General features: G+C 58.2%; 18 protein-coding genes and 1 tRNA gene. 2 read left to right on the top strand and 17 right to left on the bottom strand.

What is annotated here, in order from left to right:
- Positions 1–21 precede the first annotated feature (21 nt).
- From IPM06_18380 to IPM06_18355, 6 genes are all read right to left on the bottom strand, one after another.
- Positions 22–621, bottom strand: coding sequence for a hypothetical protein (locus IPM06_18380; GenBank protein MBK8772369.1), 600 nt, complete (start codon positions 619–621; stop codon positions 22–24).
- Positions 618–1,448, bottom strand: coding sequence for a hypothetical protein (locus IPM06_18375; GenBank protein MBK8772368.1), 831 nt, complete (start codon positions 1,446–1,448; stop codon positions 618–620). The genes IPM06_18380 and IPM06_18375 overlap by 4 nt, the downstream gene beginning before the upstream one ends.
- A gap of 24 nt (positions 1,449–1,472) precedes the next feature.
- Positions 1,473–1,547: transfer RNA gene (locus IPM06_18370), tRNA-Met, on the bottom strand.
- Between the two features lie 375 nt (positions 1,548–1,922).
- A complete protein-coding gene (locus IPM06_18365; protein ID MBK8772367.1) occupies positions 1,923–2,588 on the bottom strand; it encodes a hypothetical protein in 666 nt (221 codons plus the stop codon).
- Positions 2,555–3,412: a hypothetical protein gene (locus tag IPM06_18360; GenBank protein ID MBK8772366.1), complete on the bottom strand. Its 858-nt coding sequence runs from the start codon at positions 3,410–3,412 to the stop codon at positions 2,555–2,557. Before IPM06_18360 ends, IPM06_18365 begins: the two co-directional genes overlap by 34 nt.
- 40 nt (positions 3,413–3,452) lie before the next feature.
- Positions 3,453–4,604: a hypothetical protein gene (locus IPM06_18355; GenBank protein MBK8772365.1), complete on the bottom strand. Its 1,152-nt coding sequence runs from the start codon at positions 4,602–4,604 to the stop codon at positions 3,453–3,455.
- 566 nt (positions 4,605–5,170) lie between these two features.
- Here IPM06_18355 and IPM06_18350 point away from each other — a divergent pair.
- The gene (locus IPM06_18350) at positions 5,171–7,036 is read left to right on the top strand and encodes a hypothetical protein (GenBank protein ID MBK8772364.1); all 1,866 of its coding nucleotides are present in this window, start codon (positions 5,171–5,173) and stop codon (positions 7,034–7,036) included.
- Here the strand turns inward: IPM06_18350 and IPM06_18345 are convergent.
- The 6 genes from IPM06_18345 to IPM06_18320 all read right to left on the bottom strand — a co-directional run bounded on the left by IPM06_18345 (position 7,022) and on the right by IPM06_18320 (position 10,993).
- Positions 7,022–7,579, bottom strand: a complete 558-nt coding sequence (locus tag IPM06_18345) for a hypothetical protein (GenBank protein MBK8772363.1) — start codon at positions 7,577–7,579, stop codon at positions 7,022–7,024. The genes IPM06_18350 and IPM06_18345 overlap by 15 nt on opposite strands.
- Before the next feature lie 433 nt (positions 7,580–8,012).
- Positions 8,013–8,252 carry a helix-turn-helix transcriptional regulator gene (locus tag IPM06_18340; GenBank protein ID MBK8772362.1) on the bottom strand — a complete coding sequence of 80 codons (240 nt, stop codon included), beginning with the start codon at positions 8,250–8,252 and terminating at the stop codon, positions 8,013–8,015.
- 359 nt (positions 8,253–8,611) lie between these two features.
- Positions 8,612–8,878: a hypothetical protein gene (locus tag IPM06_18335; protein MBK8772361.1), complete on the bottom strand. Its 267-nt coding sequence runs from the start codon at positions 8,876–8,878 to the stop codon at positions 8,612–8,614.
- A gap of 130 nt (positions 8,879–9,008) precedes the next feature.
- Complete coding sequence (locus IPM06_18330) at positions 9,009–9,887, bottom strand: site-specific DNA-methyltransferase (protein ID MBK8772360.1); 879 nt, start codon at positions 9,885–9,887, stop codon at positions 9,009–9,011.
- On the bottom strand, positions 9,884–10,417 hold the full coding sequence (locus IPM06_18325; protein ID MBK8772359.1) for an adenine methyltransferase: 534 nt from the start codon (positions 10,415–10,417) through the stop codon (positions 9,884–9,886). The genes IPM06_18330 and IPM06_18325 overlap by 4 nt, the downstream gene beginning before the upstream one ends.
- A 300-nt stretch (positions 10,418–10,717) precedes the next feature.
- The gene (locus IPM06_18320) at positions 10,718–10,993 is read right to left on the bottom strand and encodes a hypothetical protein (GenBank protein ID MBK8772358.1); all 276 of its coding nucleotides are present in this window, start codon (positions 10,991–10,993) and stop codon (positions 10,718–10,720) included.
- Between the two features lie 367 nt (positions 10,994–11,360).
- Between IPM06_18320 and IPM06_18315 the strand changes: the two genes are divergently transcribed.
- On the top strand, positions 11,361–11,753 hold the full coding sequence (locus IPM06_18315) for a hypothetical protein (protein MBK8772357.1): 393 nt from the start codon (positions 11,361–11,363) through the stop codon (positions 11,751–11,753).
- 468 nt (positions 11,754–12,221) lie between these two features.
- Here IPM06_18315 and IPM06_18310 read toward each other — a convergent pair whose 3' ends face one another.
- From IPM06_18310 to IPM06_18290, 5 genes are all read right to left on the bottom strand, one after another.
- On the bottom strand, positions 12,222–12,428 hold the full coding sequence (locus IPM06_18310; GenBank protein MBK8772356.1) for a hypothetical protein: 207 nt from the start codon (positions 12,426–12,428) through the stop codon (positions 12,222–12,224).
- Positions 12,429–12,564: 136 nt separating this feature from the next.
- A complete protein-coding gene (locus IPM06_18305; GenBank protein MBK8772355.1) occupies positions 12,565–13,002 on the bottom strand; it encodes a hypothetical protein in 438 nt (145 codons plus the stop codon).
- 511 nt (positions 13,003–13,513) lie between these two features.
- Positions 13,514–13,822, bottom strand: coding sequence for a hypothetical protein (locus tag IPM06_18300; protein MBK8772354.1), 309 nt, complete (start codon positions 13,820–13,822; stop codon positions 13,514–13,516).
- A gap of 320 nt (positions 13,823–14,142) precedes the next feature.
- Positions 14,143–14,370: a hypothetical protein gene (locus IPM06_18295; protein ID MBK8772353.1), complete on the bottom strand. Its 228-nt coding sequence runs from the start codon at positions 14,368–14,370 to the stop codon at positions 14,143–14,145.
- Between the two features lie 143 nt (positions 14,371–14,513).
- A partial coding sequence (locus IPM06_18290) for a hypothetical protein (protein MBK8772352.1) occupies positions 14,514–14,903 on the bottom strand: 390 nt, incomplete at its 5' end.

The raw sequence follows: 14,903 nt of genomic DNA, 5'->3' as shown, positions 1-14,903 counted from the left end.
AATGCTGTGTGGTGTTGGTTGCTAGTATGGCGGGCAGTAGAAACCGGCCACGAAAGTTGGTGAATCGTTTTGCGGCGTGTAGCGCCCGCCTGCATCGGTGCTGCCGATGATTTGATGCCAGATGAAGGTGGACGCAGGAGGCATCGAGTTTTCATAGACGCCTGGGAAAATCTGCTGTTCCCGAGGTTCGCCGCTGCCCCACTCCAGACGGCCACGAGTTGATGTGATTTGTCCGCTCCAGCCGGTGTCCGGCTTTTTGGGGTCAGCGGTCGGGTAACGAGCGGTGCCAAGACCATGCTCGATTGTGAGCCACAAGAACGCGCTGCGCGGAGGAACGGTGTAGCCTTCCACCCACGGCGCAAGCACAACGCCTGGGTAAACCAGCACAGGTGCGAGCTTGAGCCTGCCATCTTCCGCTTGGTAGTAACCGTGCGCCTCAAGCATTGCCCACTCGTCAGTGATTTCGTAGGCACCATGCACCTCGGTTGTCTGATTCAACGGACGCGTCGCGCCCGCGCCATCGGCCCAAGCCGTCGCGCCAAAGAAACGGTTTTGCTCGTCTAGTCGCCGCACGGTGTTGGTGGCTTGCCATGCGTTGAGGTCTGCGGCTTGGTCGGTCATTGCGGTTGCAGCCCTCCCAGCGTAAACGGCAACATCCACACGCGCCGTGTTGGAATCTCTCCTCGCGCGGCAGCGACAAAGTTCAGCACCACGGGGGCCGGTCGCTCAGGGGTTGGTGCAAGCAGATAAGCGAGCGGCGAGATGATCACGCCGGGGGTCCACGCATTGCCTGCCGGGTCGTATGAAAACGTTGTTGAGGTTGCAACATCGCCTTGCGCAAAAGCGACGGCAGCATTGACGATTGCAATACCTCTTTCCGAGTTTGTGAATTGCACGTCCAGGCGGAGGTGAAGAAGCCCTGTGCGCGCCGTGAAATCGGTGGCAGGAAGATCGAAATCCGCGTGACCTTCGATGTGCTGCGACACATTCAGTTTGCCGCTCGTGACAGTCCACGCTTTGCCGTTCCAGTTGGCGTCGCAGCCGAGCACAGGCAGGAAGCCAAGCGGAACCGCGTGGCCTTGCAGGCTACTCAAATCCTGCCCTGGCAGATGTTGGACGGTGAAAGCGCTCATCTTGGCTTGCAGTTGGCGGGCCTTGGCGGACACGCGGCCAAACAACATGTTTGGATCGGTTGGCTGTCCGAGGAGTGGTTTGGCGTAAACTGTGGGGTAAAGAGCCGACGTGTCGGCGTTCGGATCTTGGGCCATCACATACATAAGCCGGGCATCACTGCCCAAGGCGATGGTCGGGCGAAACTGGCCCAAGGCTCGCTCCATAGCGGTCACTTGGCGCGCCAGCGGCTCGACAGCATCAGCCTTACTTCGCTCGCTTCCGGCTATGGGTGCGAGTTTGATCACGACGGCGACTTTTGGGAGGCGGCGACGCATTCGCGGCAGCCTCCAGTAGGGAATTGGTTGCAGGAGCGGGAGTTGAACCCGCGTCTTCTGGATATGAGCCAGATGACTTTACCACTTGTCCATCCTGCGATTGTGCTAGAGGCGCGTGAGCGTCCCCGGTTACTCCTTCCACGCTTGGCGGATGAGCTGAAAGTTGTTCAATCCGCGCTAGCAACTCGGCATTCTGCGCCTCCAACTCAGTCACGCGGGGGTCAATGACCTCGCGCAACTCAATACGAAGCCGCTCGCCGTTGCGCTCAATACTGCGATCCCACTCAGGCGAGTGAGTCCACGCATTGAACTCTTCGACGGAAAGCGGCCTACCCTGCATGAGATGACGCCCGGTTGCCTCGTGCCATTTGAACTCGCCGACCGTTACCGGATGCGAGGTGTTGAGATGGCGGAGGGTAATGAGGACTTCAGACATACAGGGTAGGCGTTGAGATTGCTTAGTGCGGCTTGCTGTTACGGCGTCGGCAGCGGAGTGCCCGCATACATGCCCTTGTGCTGGAGGGTCAGCACGCCAGGAGCACGGCCCAAACGGTTGGTGCGCGGAGCCTGACCGAACACGGTCTTGAAATACACGTCGCGGACGAAACCGCCTTCGTGCTCCTGAACCGCACGACCGTTGCGCACCGCACCGTAACCACGGCGAGCGGATGCAGCGCCAAGGATGAGCGAGGTGAAGAGCGGCACAGCGTCAGAACCGACGAGCACGACCAGCGAGTTAGTCGCGTGAGTGTTGGAGTGCTTGGCAGCATTCCAGGCAACCGAGCCAAGGGTAGTCACCAGCGAAGGACCAGCGCCAGCCGCATGAGCGACAACCGTGGTGCCATCGACAAGAGCGGACTCAATCGTCAGCTTCACGCCGTCGTTTGCGTTGCACTTGTAGAAGCCATACTTGTTCGGATCGACTGCCGCGTTGGGCGGGTTGATGATCGCCACGTAGAAGCTGTCAGCCGCAGGACTCAGCGTGACGCCAGCCTGGAACTTGTAGGCATACTGTGGGAACCACTTCGTCGGCTTCACGAGGATGTCATTCGCGTCGTAGTCGCTGCCACCGCCGTAGATGTATTGAGCGGTGTTGTAGCTGGCCGTCACGATAGCGAGGTCAGCACCAAGGCGAGCCATAGGATTGAGCGGCGAACCAATCGCGCCGTAGCCATCATGCTCGACGGCCTCATATTCCTTGATGACGTGGCCACGAACAGGGTGTAGCCACCGCTGAACAGGTATTTGGCACCCTCTTCGTTGCGGGTGCTCTTGAGTATGTCGCGCCAGCCGGTGTCCAGTTCGAGCGAAGTGAGTGCATCGGTGCAAGCGATGACCGTGTAAGCGCGCACAGGCTTGCCTTTCGGGTCGCGGCCAACCATTGCAGGCGATGCGCCCCAACGCTTCATGATTTGCGCGTTGGTGCTGATCGCATCCCAATTCAGGCCGGTGGACAGAGTGAGCTTGTTTTCGCCCGGCACCTGCTCGCGGAACATCATGAACAGCTTTTCGGTTTTGAGACGACCGGCCCAATTACCGAGCTTCTCAGGCACGCGGCCCACGAGTTCGCCGAGCATACCCATCTTGTGCTCGGTGCGCTCGGTGTGACGCACCGAATGGCGGAACCAATCAACCGTCAGGTCGTTGGACGACAGGCGAAGCTCCTCGAAGTGGCGGGAATCCGTGAAGAGTTCATCGCCAAGGTGAGCTTCACCGTAGAGGCCGGAATCCACGCTGAACGTGATCTTCTGGCCAGCGCCTTTGCCGGTGTCGGTTTCGGTCTGCACGATGGAGAGCGGCGAAGCGCCTTCCATTTCGGCAAAGAAGTCAGCCGTTTCTTCGAAGGTATCGACGCCCTTCTTCCAAAGCTGGCGAACGGCGTTAGGTGCGAGCGTCGCGAGACGGTCGCCGGTTGTGGGAGCCGCGATGTAGCTCGGGCTCGAATATGCGGGATTAGTGGGCATGGTGTGCTAGAAGTTGCGGGTTGCTAGCACCTGCGGACGGCTATCGACGTTTGCCGACGAGTTGGCTCATGAGCGCTTCGTAGTCCTCGGCGCTTGATACCTTCTCGATGGCCTGCTCGATGGCTGGCACTGGTGCGGTAGTGACTCGCGCACCGGGCGAGGCAAGGGGGGCTGTCATTTGCACTCGGGCCGCTGGCCTCGGTTGCTGTGACGGTGCTGCGGTCGGGGGCTGAGCCGTGCCCTTCCGTTGTGGCGCGATGTTGAGTTCGCGCGCGGCCATCTGAGCGATGACCAAAGGTTTATTCGGGTCATTAATGAGAGGGTCGCCGGTTGCGGTGAGCGCATGCTCAATCTCGATCATGCGATTGAAAAACTCTGAGCCCTCTTGCGTCGCTTCTGGATAGAGCGAGGCGGCAGTTTGGGCGGACTGCTGTAGCGCGGTGAGAGTTTGCGTCTGCTGAACCTGGGCGGAGCGGGCTGTTGCCTCGCGGGCTTTCGGAATGGCATCGTAAACTAGATCATCGAGCTGCGCTTGAATGGTGGCTTGCTCGTCGTAGTCCAGGGATTCCCTGGCTGTCCTGAGCTTTGCCAGCAAATCAACGCGCGTTGATTCCAGCTCCTCAAGACTCACAACGGTTGGCGGCGTGGCCTGCTCGGTCGTCGTGGTTGTCTCTTGGTTTGGCGTTGCGGTTGATACGGCGGGCTCTTCAATGCCGAGCTGCGCGCGGGCTTTCGCCATCGCGGTCTCAAGCGGCATGTCTGGGTTCCGTCGCATGAACCACAACGCTTGCTCGCCGAGCTTGTCGCCTTTGGCTGGCCGCAAACGGAACTGCGGAGGCTTGTCGCCTTCCTGCGGTTGCTGCTGCGGTTCGTCCTGAGCGGGGAGCGGTGCGTCTGGATCTGCGGGAGGCACCACCTGCTCTACAACTTGCTCCTCCTGCTGTTGTGCCTGTTCCTGGGGAGCGGCGGGAGCCTGCTCGGTCGGAGTTGTGGTTTCAACAGGTTCGCCGAGGTCGTCGCGGGCGGTGCCGAGAACTTCGGCATCAGGATCACGAGGGCTATCGGTGAAATGTGGGTCAACGTATCCTTCGCGGGGTGCCTGCATCGCTGCCTGCACTTGAGCGTAGTAGTCGCTGACTGGATCGGTTGCGGGTGTCGCGGCGGGTAGCGCCTGCGTTGCTGGGTCGGCCATGCGGGCAGACTGTGGCCACGGCTCGACGGTGCCAATGTGGGCACTGTGCTAACAAGCAGCAATTACTAGCATCACGTCATAATAAGGAGTTGCCGAGCGACGGCCAGCCATGACAATCGGCCCGCATGTCACACGAGACGACCGTTTACAAGCCTGCGGACTGCTACACCTGGGTTCAGTTGGCGCACCGCTACTGCGTGCGTCTCGACTTGACGACGAGGAAGGGACGACACCGGGCGGGGCGCTCGTTGCTCTTCGCTCGTGAGCACAAGTCGCTTCCGTTCGTGCGATTCGGCACGCGCACCATCATGTATCCGAAGCCACTCGTGGATGAGTGGCTTCGGGCTCGTCAACATAACTGCACCACCACAGCGCTATGAGCTATTCCAGAGCGTGAAACCAACGTTTCTTTCCACAACACCATGACTGCTGACGACATCGACAAAGCCATTCAAACCGCATTCCAAAATTTCCGCGCGAACAATTGTGGCCGGAATCCAACGCATGTGCTCATGACCAGAGCGCAGGAGTCGGCAGTAGGAATACTGGCAACCAACAGTTAGCCAATGCTGAATACTCTTCGCCAATGGTGCTACATTCACAACCCGGTGACGTGGTTTGAAATTCACGGGCGCATCAAGACGAGCAAGATTGGCGTCGGTGCGAACCCTGGTAAGCGGCACGACCCCAACGAGCCTCCGCAAGCCAACGAAATGCAGGTCCAGGTTGGCGAGGCAATCAAGTGGTGCCTCGCGAACAAGGTGCCGGTGCGCCTGATCGAATACAAGCCGCGCCAGAAGGGTTGCAGCACGATCAACACCGCCGTCGGCTACGCACAGAGTCGGGGGCGCACGATGAACGGCCTTGTGATCGGCGGGCAGAACAGCCAGACAAACAACCTGTGGAAGATGCTGCGCTACTACGGGCAGAAGGACGAACACGATTGGGGTAACACCTGGAAGAGCGACACACTCAAGGCGTCCTGTTCCAACGGCAGCGAGTGGGAGCGAGAGACTGCTGGAGACAAGGAGGCCGGACGCTCGGGCACATATCACTTCGTTCTCGCCACCGAGGTTGCACGCTGGCGCAGTGAGGGCGAGATCAACGCGGCTGACGTGCTCAACTCGGTGCTCAACTGCGTGCCCGACGAGCCTGAGACATTCGTTATCATGGAGTCCACAGCCAACGGCCCGACTGGTATCTTTCCCGAAACCTGGGAGGGCGCTGTCACGCTCGATGAGATGAAGGCGGGCATCGCGGGCAACGGCTACATTAAGATTTTCGCGCCGTGGTATATCTTCGGCGACTCACGCACGCCGCTGCCTGCGGGTAAGGATGCGGAATGGCTGCGCGGCTACCTAGCCAAGATGGGCGACAAGAAGGCGCTCAAGGTGTGGGACGATCACGGCTTAGATCCCGAGCAGGTCTATTGGTATCACAGGAAACTCAAAGCGCCCGAATGCGGCGGAGACACAATGAAACGCGACCGAGAATATCCCACAACCGAAGTCGATGGTTTCAAGGCATCGGCACCATCCCGCTTTGCGCTCGAACCTCTCGACCAACTGGACGAATACGCGAAGCTGCGAGCGAACGACTTCCGTTACGGCGGTCTTCACTTGGCCGAAGAGCAGCGCCAGCTTCCCGTCAACCGCCGCGATTACCGGAGGGTCGTGTGGGTGCCGAGCACGGCGGAGCAGGCCGAGCTTGTGGTGCTCGATCCTCCGCGCGTGGGGATGCGCTACATCATCAGCGCGGACAACATGAAGGGGGGCAGCTACGTGGCCGGGGCTGACCCGGACACGAACGCCGTTCATGTCATTTGTGAGGGACATTACGACGCGCGCAACCGCTGGGTGCATCCCGAGAGTGTCGCCAGCTTGTTCCCGACCGGATGGGGGAACAAGGATGTGAAATCGCCCGGCAACCGCTGGGATATGGACCAACTGGCCGAACTCATCGCGCGACTGTCCGGCTACTATGGCTGGTGCCCGGTTTGCCCCGAAGCGAATCGCGGCGAATACCTCATCGGCGAGTTGAGGAAGCGCGGAGTGCCGATCTGGAAGCGCGAGCGACCAAAAGACGAAGTGGACTCGTGGGAAGACTCGGGGCTCTACGGCTTCGAGACGACAGCCGAGATGAAGAAGAGCCTTGTGGAAACCCTGGCGTCAGCAATGCGCGACCTGAACCAACCCGGCGCTGGCTTCCGTGTGGCGTGGCCGTGGTTTCTCAAACAATGCCGCACGTTCGTTCGTCACAAGGACGGCAGCGAGGGCGCGATGAAGATCGCGAATTGCCATGACGACGAAGTGATTTCGGTCGGCATCGGCTGGATGGTCAAAGCGGCGGCGCGCGAGTATTCGCCTGCGGCCCCGACGGTGGCGCTCCCGTTCGATCTGCGCGAGGACAACGAGCGGTCAGGCGTTTGGTAGCTGCCGCTTTGGCACGGCGAGCCGCTTTCTCAGCGATGCCATGAGCTTGTCCCATCCGCAGACAACCTCCTTACCCTTGGTTGTGACGCGGATGTTGTTGGCCCTCGGTCCCTGTCTGATTGTCCAGCGCCTCACGCTTCCGTCTGCGGCTTGCCACTGGAGCACGCCCAGGAACTCGCCATCGTCCAGCTTACGCGGCTCGTAGTCTGGCGGCGACTCCATGCGCTTACGCGCTTTAGCTGCATGGGCTAGCGCGGATGTTCGAGGCGTCCAATAGCCTTTACCGCTGCGGTTCATTCTCGGGAGATTGTGATAATGCTTTGTTCGCTGAAGAGAAAGCGCGATCATCGCGTCCCGAAATGGCTCGGGCGTGGCGTTGGCCTGCTTCCGCGTCAGAGCGGGTTTCTTGGAGTTTCTGCTGGCAGTTCCTTCCTTGGGCGGGTAGGCTACTTGGTGGGTTCCCACGATTCGCCGCCAGTCCAGTTCCATCGGCGGATTCTGGCCGTAGTAGTGAAACCACGTCGCTTTGTTGGCGATGCCCATAGGCGGACTGCCACACTTCGCAGACCCATCCACCGCAGAATGCGCGTTGCCATCCCATACCTTGCGGCGGGGTGATGTCGTGAGCTGCGAACGCCTTGGATGATCTTGGATGTTCCAGCACGCCCCCCGCAGCGTCTCACATGCACCACAGCGGCTGCGAAGCATCCTCCATCGTTGCCGGGTCGGTTGTGCTCGCCACCATACCGCTTGTAGTTCACGGCTGCGAGGTTACCCCATAGCTGGCAGGGCGGGTGCGCCACCACTGGCAGATTGCCGTCGTAGTTCCTCGCGTCCCGATCTTCCGGCCACGCATCCACGAATGGAAGATTGGCATAGCATCCATCCGGTTGCACGAACAACGCCGCCAAAGAATGCGAACAAAGCGGTGATCCCAACGGGGACTCGCCGTGCTGTCGAAGTTGTAGAGTAGCTATCATGATTTGAGTGTTTGCGGAGTGGCGCTGCCGTCCCCGTGGGATACCTCAGCGTTCTCTGACTTGCGTTTACCTCTCGGCCTGCGGAGCGACTGGATCGCTAGGACTGCCTCGTTTGTGATGGTCATGGTGCCGTTCTCCCGCTTCGCCACGGTCACACGATTCACGCCGAGCATGGCGGCGACTTCGGCTTGTGTGCCTAGGTGCTCGCGGGTGGCTTTGTAGTCGGTGGCGGTCATCGCATTGCGTGCAGAATATCAAACGTAATGCGAACCCAAGCCAAAAAGCACACTGACAGGACAGCGAACCCACACCACCAAAGAATGCACTCTTTCATTTTGCCTCCTTTGCTTGGCACATGATACAGCCGTGCTTTTGTTCCGTTTCATGGAGCCACGCCCCGCACTTTGTGCAGCGTGGTGCTGGAGCTTTTGGAGTTTCACCCACATAACAGCAAGCCACATGCGGACAACCCAGCTTGCCGTCGAGTGGGTTTATTCCCATCGCGGTGACGCAGGCGGGACATTCCATTTCCTCCTCGTAAGGAGGCGAGCACTCGTTTCCGGGGCATGATGATTCCCCACAGATTGGGCAGGCGTTACTTGATGGCGTCATAGTAGGCGGCGGCTGATTCTGCGGACACATAGAGGGGATGCTCTGGCATACGGGTGCGCTGAGTCTGCTCGGTGAGCATTTCAGTTGCCTGCTCATAGCGAGCGGCAGCTTCCTCGAACTGCGGCGATTGTGTGCCGTGGTCGGCTTGGGCGGCCTGCATCGCCTCATCTGAGCGGCGGCGCATTGCGCTGATTGCGAGGATTGCCTTTTGGCGTGAGGTGGTGAGTTCTGCGAATGGGATGATGGTCATATGGGTGGGATTGGTTGCGTTTCTATTATGTAGCATAAAGCTACATCATGCAAACTCTATTTGAAGATTTTTCACCAACGTCAGAGAACAATGAGATGCAGTCCAACTCGCTTAGGCTCAGTGGCTGATCTCAAGCGTTCTGTGGAGAGAAGAGTTGCAGCACATCCTGCGAGATTCGATCCTTGCAGATTTCCACGTATTCGGGGTTGATTTCGATGCCGATGAATCGGCGGTTTAGTTCCTTCGCGGCTTTCAGCGTCGTCCCGCTTCCAGCGAACGGGTCGAGCACCACATCGCCGGGATTGCTCCAGCTTGCCACATGGTCTTTTGCCAGCGCCAGAGGGAACACGGCGGGATGCCCTCCAGTGCCCTCATCCTCATCGCGCCCCGCGTAGTATCTCCAGATGTTTCCTCTGAGTCGCATTTCGCCCGTGGTTCTGACTTGGGTTCTCCCATTATCTTTCCCCTCGGCATTCAGCGGTCCTCGGCCAGCTTGATGCCCTGGCCTTTTCGTTTGTTCGCGGAGCGGATTCCACTTTGCTGGTCTCCCCTTTGAGATCACGAAGGCATATTCCCATTCCTGCTCATATCGGTTGTGCGTCAGTGGCGGTTTCTGTGTCGAGTAGATCATCGTGTCGTGGACATTCAGACCGCACACATCCTTGAAGTGGATCGCCTGCTTCATGCTGGTGAGTGTCTCGCTTCCGTTCACCGTCGCATCGGCCACCACCCACACGATCACACCGCCAGGCTTCAGCACGCGGGTTAGTTCGCTTGCCAGTCCCTCGAAGTCCCATGTGTGACCGCCGTAGGTGCGGAGATTGTCATAGGGCGGCGATGTCACCACCAGATCCACACTCTCCGCAGGCATGGCTGCGAGCGTTTCGCAGTTGTCGCCACAGATTACGGAGTCCAGCGCCAAAGACACAGAACAAGGCAGCGCAGGACAACCCGCTTCAGCCTCTAGTTGTTCGACGTTTTCCGGCTTCGATAGGGTCTGTTCCATCATTCAATAGTGTTAGGTGTAGCGTCAGCGGGTGCCTGGCTTTGGGTGTTCTGCCAAATGACCACGCACATCGGCATCCACAGCCCGCGCTCGAATCCTTTGAAGGCGACTTCGCCACGGATGAAGCGCACGGTTGCGATGTCTTGGATGCAGTCGTGCCACCAGCCAGTGTTTGTTCGTGCGGGTATCAGAGCCACCACACAGCAGCCCCGTTTCCATTCAGCATGAGCCTTCCGCACCCATTTTTGCATCACGCGGCCATACGGCGGGTTCATCCAGCACACGCCCGACCACGGTTGCACCAGACCGTCCTCGGCTGGCGTGTAGTGATTCGCACAGAGCGCGTTTTCGTGCGTGCTTGCCACGTCGAGCGTGAATCCGAACTCTTTGTCGAGCGGTTTCCAGATGCTATCGGGCGTTCCGTATTCAACCGATTTTGCATTGAACCACGATTGGTCAACGCGACGCTTTTGGCCTAACAAATCGCTGCACACAACGGCGCTCCCGCACGTCTCTTGAGATTCGATAGTCATGGTGTCGCGCCGTGTGTGAGCTTGTCGTTCGCCTTACGCGCCCAACGTGCCCCGGCGGCGATGATTCCAGGGATGTGGTTTTCGAGAGCTTCCAGTATATCAGTATCCGGCGGCATCGGCTGTTTAGGCTTTGATGGTTTACTCGTTCTTGCGCCATTCCTCGCCCAATCGCGGACATCTAACCATGCATCCCGTTGGGCAGTGGAGTCAGCGGCCTTGAACTCAAGCTGCGCCCACTCCGAAAGCTCTGCCAGCGCAAATCTAACGGCGGGCTTTGGTGTATTAGATTTAGACATAGATTTATGAGCCCTCCTCTCGGGAGAACTGATCGTTCGGCCTACCGTTGGCGATCCATCGAAGTTGGTTCACCACTTCGGCCACGCAGTCGATTTCATCATGTCGGTCCATGAGTGCCTTCTTTGATTCTTCCGCCCCGATTTTATGGCAGCGGTCCTGTTGGTCGCGGATCTCGCGTTGTCTGATTCGGATATATTCGAGCACCTTTTTCAGCGCGCCTTCCACGTCACCGGGGGCGAGTTCAAAGGCCGAACAATCGGATGGAGAGGAACGGCTCATAGTTGGTCTGGTGTGATTACAATCTCTTGTGTTCGCCGTCCCTCATCCATGGCGTTCGCCTTATCTCGGTAGCACTCAGGCACACCGAGCTTTTGAGCTAGCCTCCTGCACTCGTCTGGAGTCAGCGCAGTCCGCTTCCCCGTTGCCACTCTCATGAGTTCGCTTTCCACGTCCACGGAGCGATTGAGCCTATTCCCGTAATCGAGGAAGGTTGCGAGCCGATATTTCATCCGCACGCAACGCCACCAAAGGCGAACAATGGCACTGCACACAACGCCTATGGCGTTGGTGCCTTGTGTGTTTGCAATGTCTTTTCTCGCCATAGTCGTGTGTGAGTTTAGACGTTCGGGCAACCACCAAGATCACCATGAAGACCGACCTTTTCGTCATTTGTGACGCAGCCACGATTCACGCTGGAAAACTGAACATTCTTGGCACATTCGATACGATCATTGCAGACTCCGTGCCGTGTCGTCATGACTCTTTTACTGTCGCCGGGATTATCAGATATGCCGCAAGCGAGGCGGGAGACCACCGGATTAGAGTAGTCATAGTGAACGAGGATGGAGGCGTGGTTCATGAGATGCTCAATCGAGAGGTTTCGTTTTCGGAGCCGGAAAGTAGTCTTCACGGCTCTCATAAGATTCGCTGCACTCTGACCAATCAGTCGTTTGCTCAGTTTGGTGAATACTCTGTGCAGCTATCAGTTGACGCTCATCTTCTAGCAGAGGCGACCCTGTTCTTGTCTCAAGACAAATGATCTTTCCCCTCAATACCTTTACAAGATGAGATCCACCGTCACTCAAGCCCGAACAAAACGGATGCAGGCAACGGCTCGTAGGCTGTCTGTCGTGTAAGCCACGTCCTGCGCTCGCCGTCGCCTGATCCGAGACGTTCGCCCTGAACACAGGGTAATCACCCGGCACGGTGGTGGGCAGTCCTTTTGCGCGCTGTATCCACCATTCAGCGAAGGCTAGACACTCCACCGGATGCCCTACCATTGCTCCTTGCATCATGTCGGTTGCATCATCCCACAGCATCTCGCGAAGTCGGATGGCAATATTTTCGACCATCTCCCAATCAGCTTGCGAGACACCTGGACTGATGCACTCAGCAACAGTCTCACACTGCAACGTGTGTTTGCATCCCCAACACGGGGCGAACAAGGGCGATGGAGAGGAACCGCTCTGGGGCGGATTTGTAGCAGTGCTCATTGTGATTTGGTAGGTTAGTGTTCTTGCAAAGTGCCGCTACCGGAGCGGTCCCTCATCTCATCGTTCGCCAGACCCTTCATTTCGAGCAGTTCCTTCGCCCATTTGAGCGCCGACGATTGCTCCGAGCAGAGTTGTCGCAGCCGGTCATAATCAGCAATGTGCGCTTCGATTTCCTCCTTGGACATTGGTTTAGCGGTGTGACTCTCGATCTTGCCGAGCATCCACGTTCCTGACGCGGGGTGTAGTATGGGTGATAGCATGGCGAACAAATCAGATGCAGCGAACGGGCCGTAGGCTGCGTGTAGTATTAACGGAGGTCAGCGCGGCCCGTGCGCTGATCTGAGACGTTATCCCAATTCATAGCGGGCGATACGGGATGGGGAGCACCAGCTTCACGCCCTTCTCATTCTCGGCCATGTAGCGTTTCATGTTCTCCAGATTGTGCGTGCTGCTCAGCATGTGATGCGTCGGCTTGAACGCCCATCCGGTCTTGTCGTCTCCCTCCCATTTCCCCCCATCGAATTTTCCGCCCCACGGGTCAGGTTGTCCGTGATAGACGGATTCATTGCTGAACGTCGGATGATTCGGCTTCTTGTATGTGTCGGGCATGTGCCCAGCCGCTTCGGATTTGTAGCCTCCATTCAGCCAGTAGCCGCGCAGGTCATAGTCGATGTCGTCGTTGGACATATCGCGGCCACGGGCCTTTGATTGTGCGGCAGTCCAGTTCTTGAAACGAGCTTCGTTCTCGTCGCTCAGTTTGGTGTTGTAGTTCTGTTTCCAGTATAGGTCGCTCATGGTAGTGTGTTTTGTGTAGATTCCGCCAAGGGATAACAAAGCGCGGCAGACAACGGCGGGATGCCGTCTGTCGCGTGGCGGGGCGCTACTCCCGCCGTGTCTGCGCTTGATTCGTTCTCCCTCCGCTCTGTGCCAGGCTGCGATGTCTGCGAGTTCCAGAGAGCTTTCACCGTGGCGGCTACGTGAGCATCACGCCCAACATCATCTCTAGTGCGTCCAGAGCAGTCTAGTGATGGGCCTGCATGATGGCACTTCCAACATTTAATATAGACTGGCCCCTTTAGTTCATTGCCGCCACGGATGGACATTGCCACCAGTTGCTTCAGTGTTTCGCCTCCCTTCGTTTTGATGGGCGTTTGGAACCCAAGATTATAGGAGCCGCACGAAGGGCAGGCAATCATCTCCATGCCGAAGATGAACTTGCATTGCTCTTTGGTTTTATCGCGTTGATGGAACATAGGTGGTAGATGTCTTTGATGGTGTCGAAGTCTCTCCGCCAGGGAGAACAAACCTACTGCTGGCAACGGGCCGTAGGTTGTGGGTTTGTGATTGCGGAGTCCTCCTCGGCCCGTGCCAGAGTAGGAACGTTCGCCTGACGATAAGTCCGCGCCGTGACTCCAGTGAGCCCCAACTTGCGTATGCTCGCAGCAAAGCCGCCCCAGTTGGTCGCCGCGCCTTCCCTTTCGCAGATGCAGATTGCAGACCTGAGCAGGCTGGTCATTTCGTCCAGAGTTTCCAGCGCCTCTTTTCCGCGAGTGTGGAGGGCCGCGTATTCATCTGGCGGCGTGTATTCAGGCACCAGGGTCTTGAGTTCGTCCACTGCTGCCTCGTCCTTTCGCAGCACCTCCGCGATAAACGACGAAGGCGAACAAGGGCGCTGCTGGTCAACGGGAGGGGTGCTTGTTGGTGTATTCATGTCAGTCTTGGGTTGTAGGTTTGCTGGCTTCGGTGGAGCGTATCGCCGCCCCTCCCGTGCCAGAGCTTATTCGTTCTCCGGCCCAGAACGTCGCTTGGCGTTCAGAGCCTTCATGCGGTCGCTCCTGCGCTTGCGTTCCGCCTTCGAGAAGGCTTTTGGCTTTCCCTTTCCAGCCGCGCCCATGATGGACGCGGCATTGATTTTCATTCCGCAGTGTGGGCATTTCATGGGATGTTCGCGAGAATGTCGTTGAACTGCTTGATTTCATTCTTCTGGCGACGGCTCAGGATTTCGACCGCGCCATATCCACCCGATGCCAGCCGGATGATGCGTTCACGGTGATGAGCTTGAGGCTGCACCATCGCGCCGAGTTGATGGTCGGGGTAGATTTCCCAGGCGGCTTTTTCTTCGCGGGTGGCATTGGCTGGAGCGGTCAGAGTCTTGCGTTTCATAGTGTTTTATTGAGTTAAGTTTTCCTTCGACTCCCGATATTCTCACAATAAACGCTTATCGTCAAGCTCTTTTTCGGAAATCTTCGACCAGAGCCAGAACCAGCGGGATGCAGGCAACGGCTCGTAGCGCATCTGTCGTGAAATCAACGTTCACCGCTCGCCGTCGCCTGACTCTTGGCCTTCGCCGCCGACAGCGCCTCCAACAGCATGTCCAGCATCGCAGGCGACTTCGTGGCCTCCTCAAGCAGCGCGTCTGGTGTTTGCGGCTTCTCCGCGCGTATGGACATAGTCCGCTCAATCGGCCGTCCAACGAGGTAAGCAAGCGTCAAATCAATTGCCCGTAGTCGCGTCGGGTAGTCAGGACGACTCACAACATCTCCATCTCGCGTCAAAATAGGCGGCGTCGTGGCCGACATGATCGACTCCAATTTGTCCGCCAGCGCTGATGCAGGAAACCGCCGCGCCAGTTCGTCGATAATTTCCCCGTCCACCCTGCGTGCGCTCAATTCCGCGCGAACCTGCTCCAGCTCGTT

This window comes from Hyphomicrobiales bacterium, from assembly GCA_016710435.1.
GTDB lineage: Bacteria > Pseudomonadota > Alphaproteobacteria > Rhizobiales > Aestuariivirgaceae > Aestuariivirga.
This window is presented reverse-complemented; position numbering and strand designations above follow the sequence as displayed.

Excerpts from the sequence above, each read along its gene's own strand:
- IPM06_18350 (MBK8772364.1), top strand. The coding sequence starts at position 5,171 with ATGCTGAATACTCTTCGCCAATGGTGCTACATTCACAACCCGGTGACG.
- IPM06_18365 (MBK8772367.1), bottom strand. The coding sequence starts at position 2,588 with ATGGCTCGCCTTGGTGCTGACCTCGCTATCGTGACGGCCAGCTACAAC.
- IPM06_18315 (MBK8772357.1), top strand. The coding sequence starts at position 11,361 with ATGAAGACCGACCTTTTCGTCATTTGTGACGCAGCCACGATTCACGCT.
- IPM06_18360 (MBK8772366.1), bottom strand. The coding sequence starts at position 3,412 with ATGCCCACTAATCCCGCATATTCGAGCCCGAGCTACATCGCGGCTCCC.
- IPM06_18375 (MBK8772368.1), bottom strand. The coding sequence starts at position 1,448 with ATGCGTCGCCGCCTCCCAAAAGTCGCCGTCGTGATCAAACTCGCACCC.
- IPM06_18340 (MBK8772362.1), bottom strand. The coding sequence starts at position 8,252 with ATGACCGCCACCGACTACAAAGCCACCCGCGAGCACCTAGGCACACAA.
- IPM06_18310 (MBK8772356.1), bottom strand. The coding sequence starts at position 12,428 with ATGCTCGGCAAGATCGAGAGTCACACCGCTAAACCAATGTCCAAGGAG.
- IPM06_18380 (MBK8772369.1), bottom strand. The coding sequence starts at position 621 with ATGACCGACCAAGCCGCAGACCTCAACGCATGGCAAGCCACCAACACC.
- IPM06_18325 (MBK8772359.1), bottom strand. The coding sequence starts at position 10,417 with ATGACTATCGAATCTCAAGAGACGTGCGGGAGCGCCGTTGTGTGCAGC.
- IPM06_18305 (MBK8772355.1), bottom strand. The coding sequence starts at position 13,002 with ATGAGCGACCTATACTGGAAACAGAACTACAACACCAAACTGAGCGAC.
- IPM06_18295 (MBK8772353.1), bottom strand. The coding sequence starts at position 14,370 with ATGAAACGCAAGACTCTGACCGCTCCAGCCAATGCCACCCGCGAAGAA.
- IPM06_18320 (MBK8772358.1), bottom strand. The coding sequence starts at position 10,993 with ATGAGCCGTTCCTCTCCATCCGATTGTTCGGCCTTTGAACTCGCCCCC.
- IPM06_18355 (MBK8772365.1), bottom strand. The coding sequence starts at position 4,604 with ATGGCCGACCCAGCAACGCAGGCGCTACCCGCCGCGACACCCGCAACC.
- IPM06_18335 (MBK8772361.1), bottom strand. The coding sequence starts at position 8,878 with ATGACCATCATCCCATTCGCAGAACTCACCACCTCACGCCAAAAGGCA.
- IPM06_18345 (MBK8772363.1), bottom strand. The coding sequence starts at position 7,579 with ATGGGCATCGCCAACAAAGCGACGTGGTTTCACTACTACGGCCAGAAT.
- IPM06_18330 (MBK8772360.1), bottom strand. The coding sequence starts at position 9,887 with ATGATGGAACAGACCCTATCGAAGCCGGAAAACGTCGAACAACTAGAG.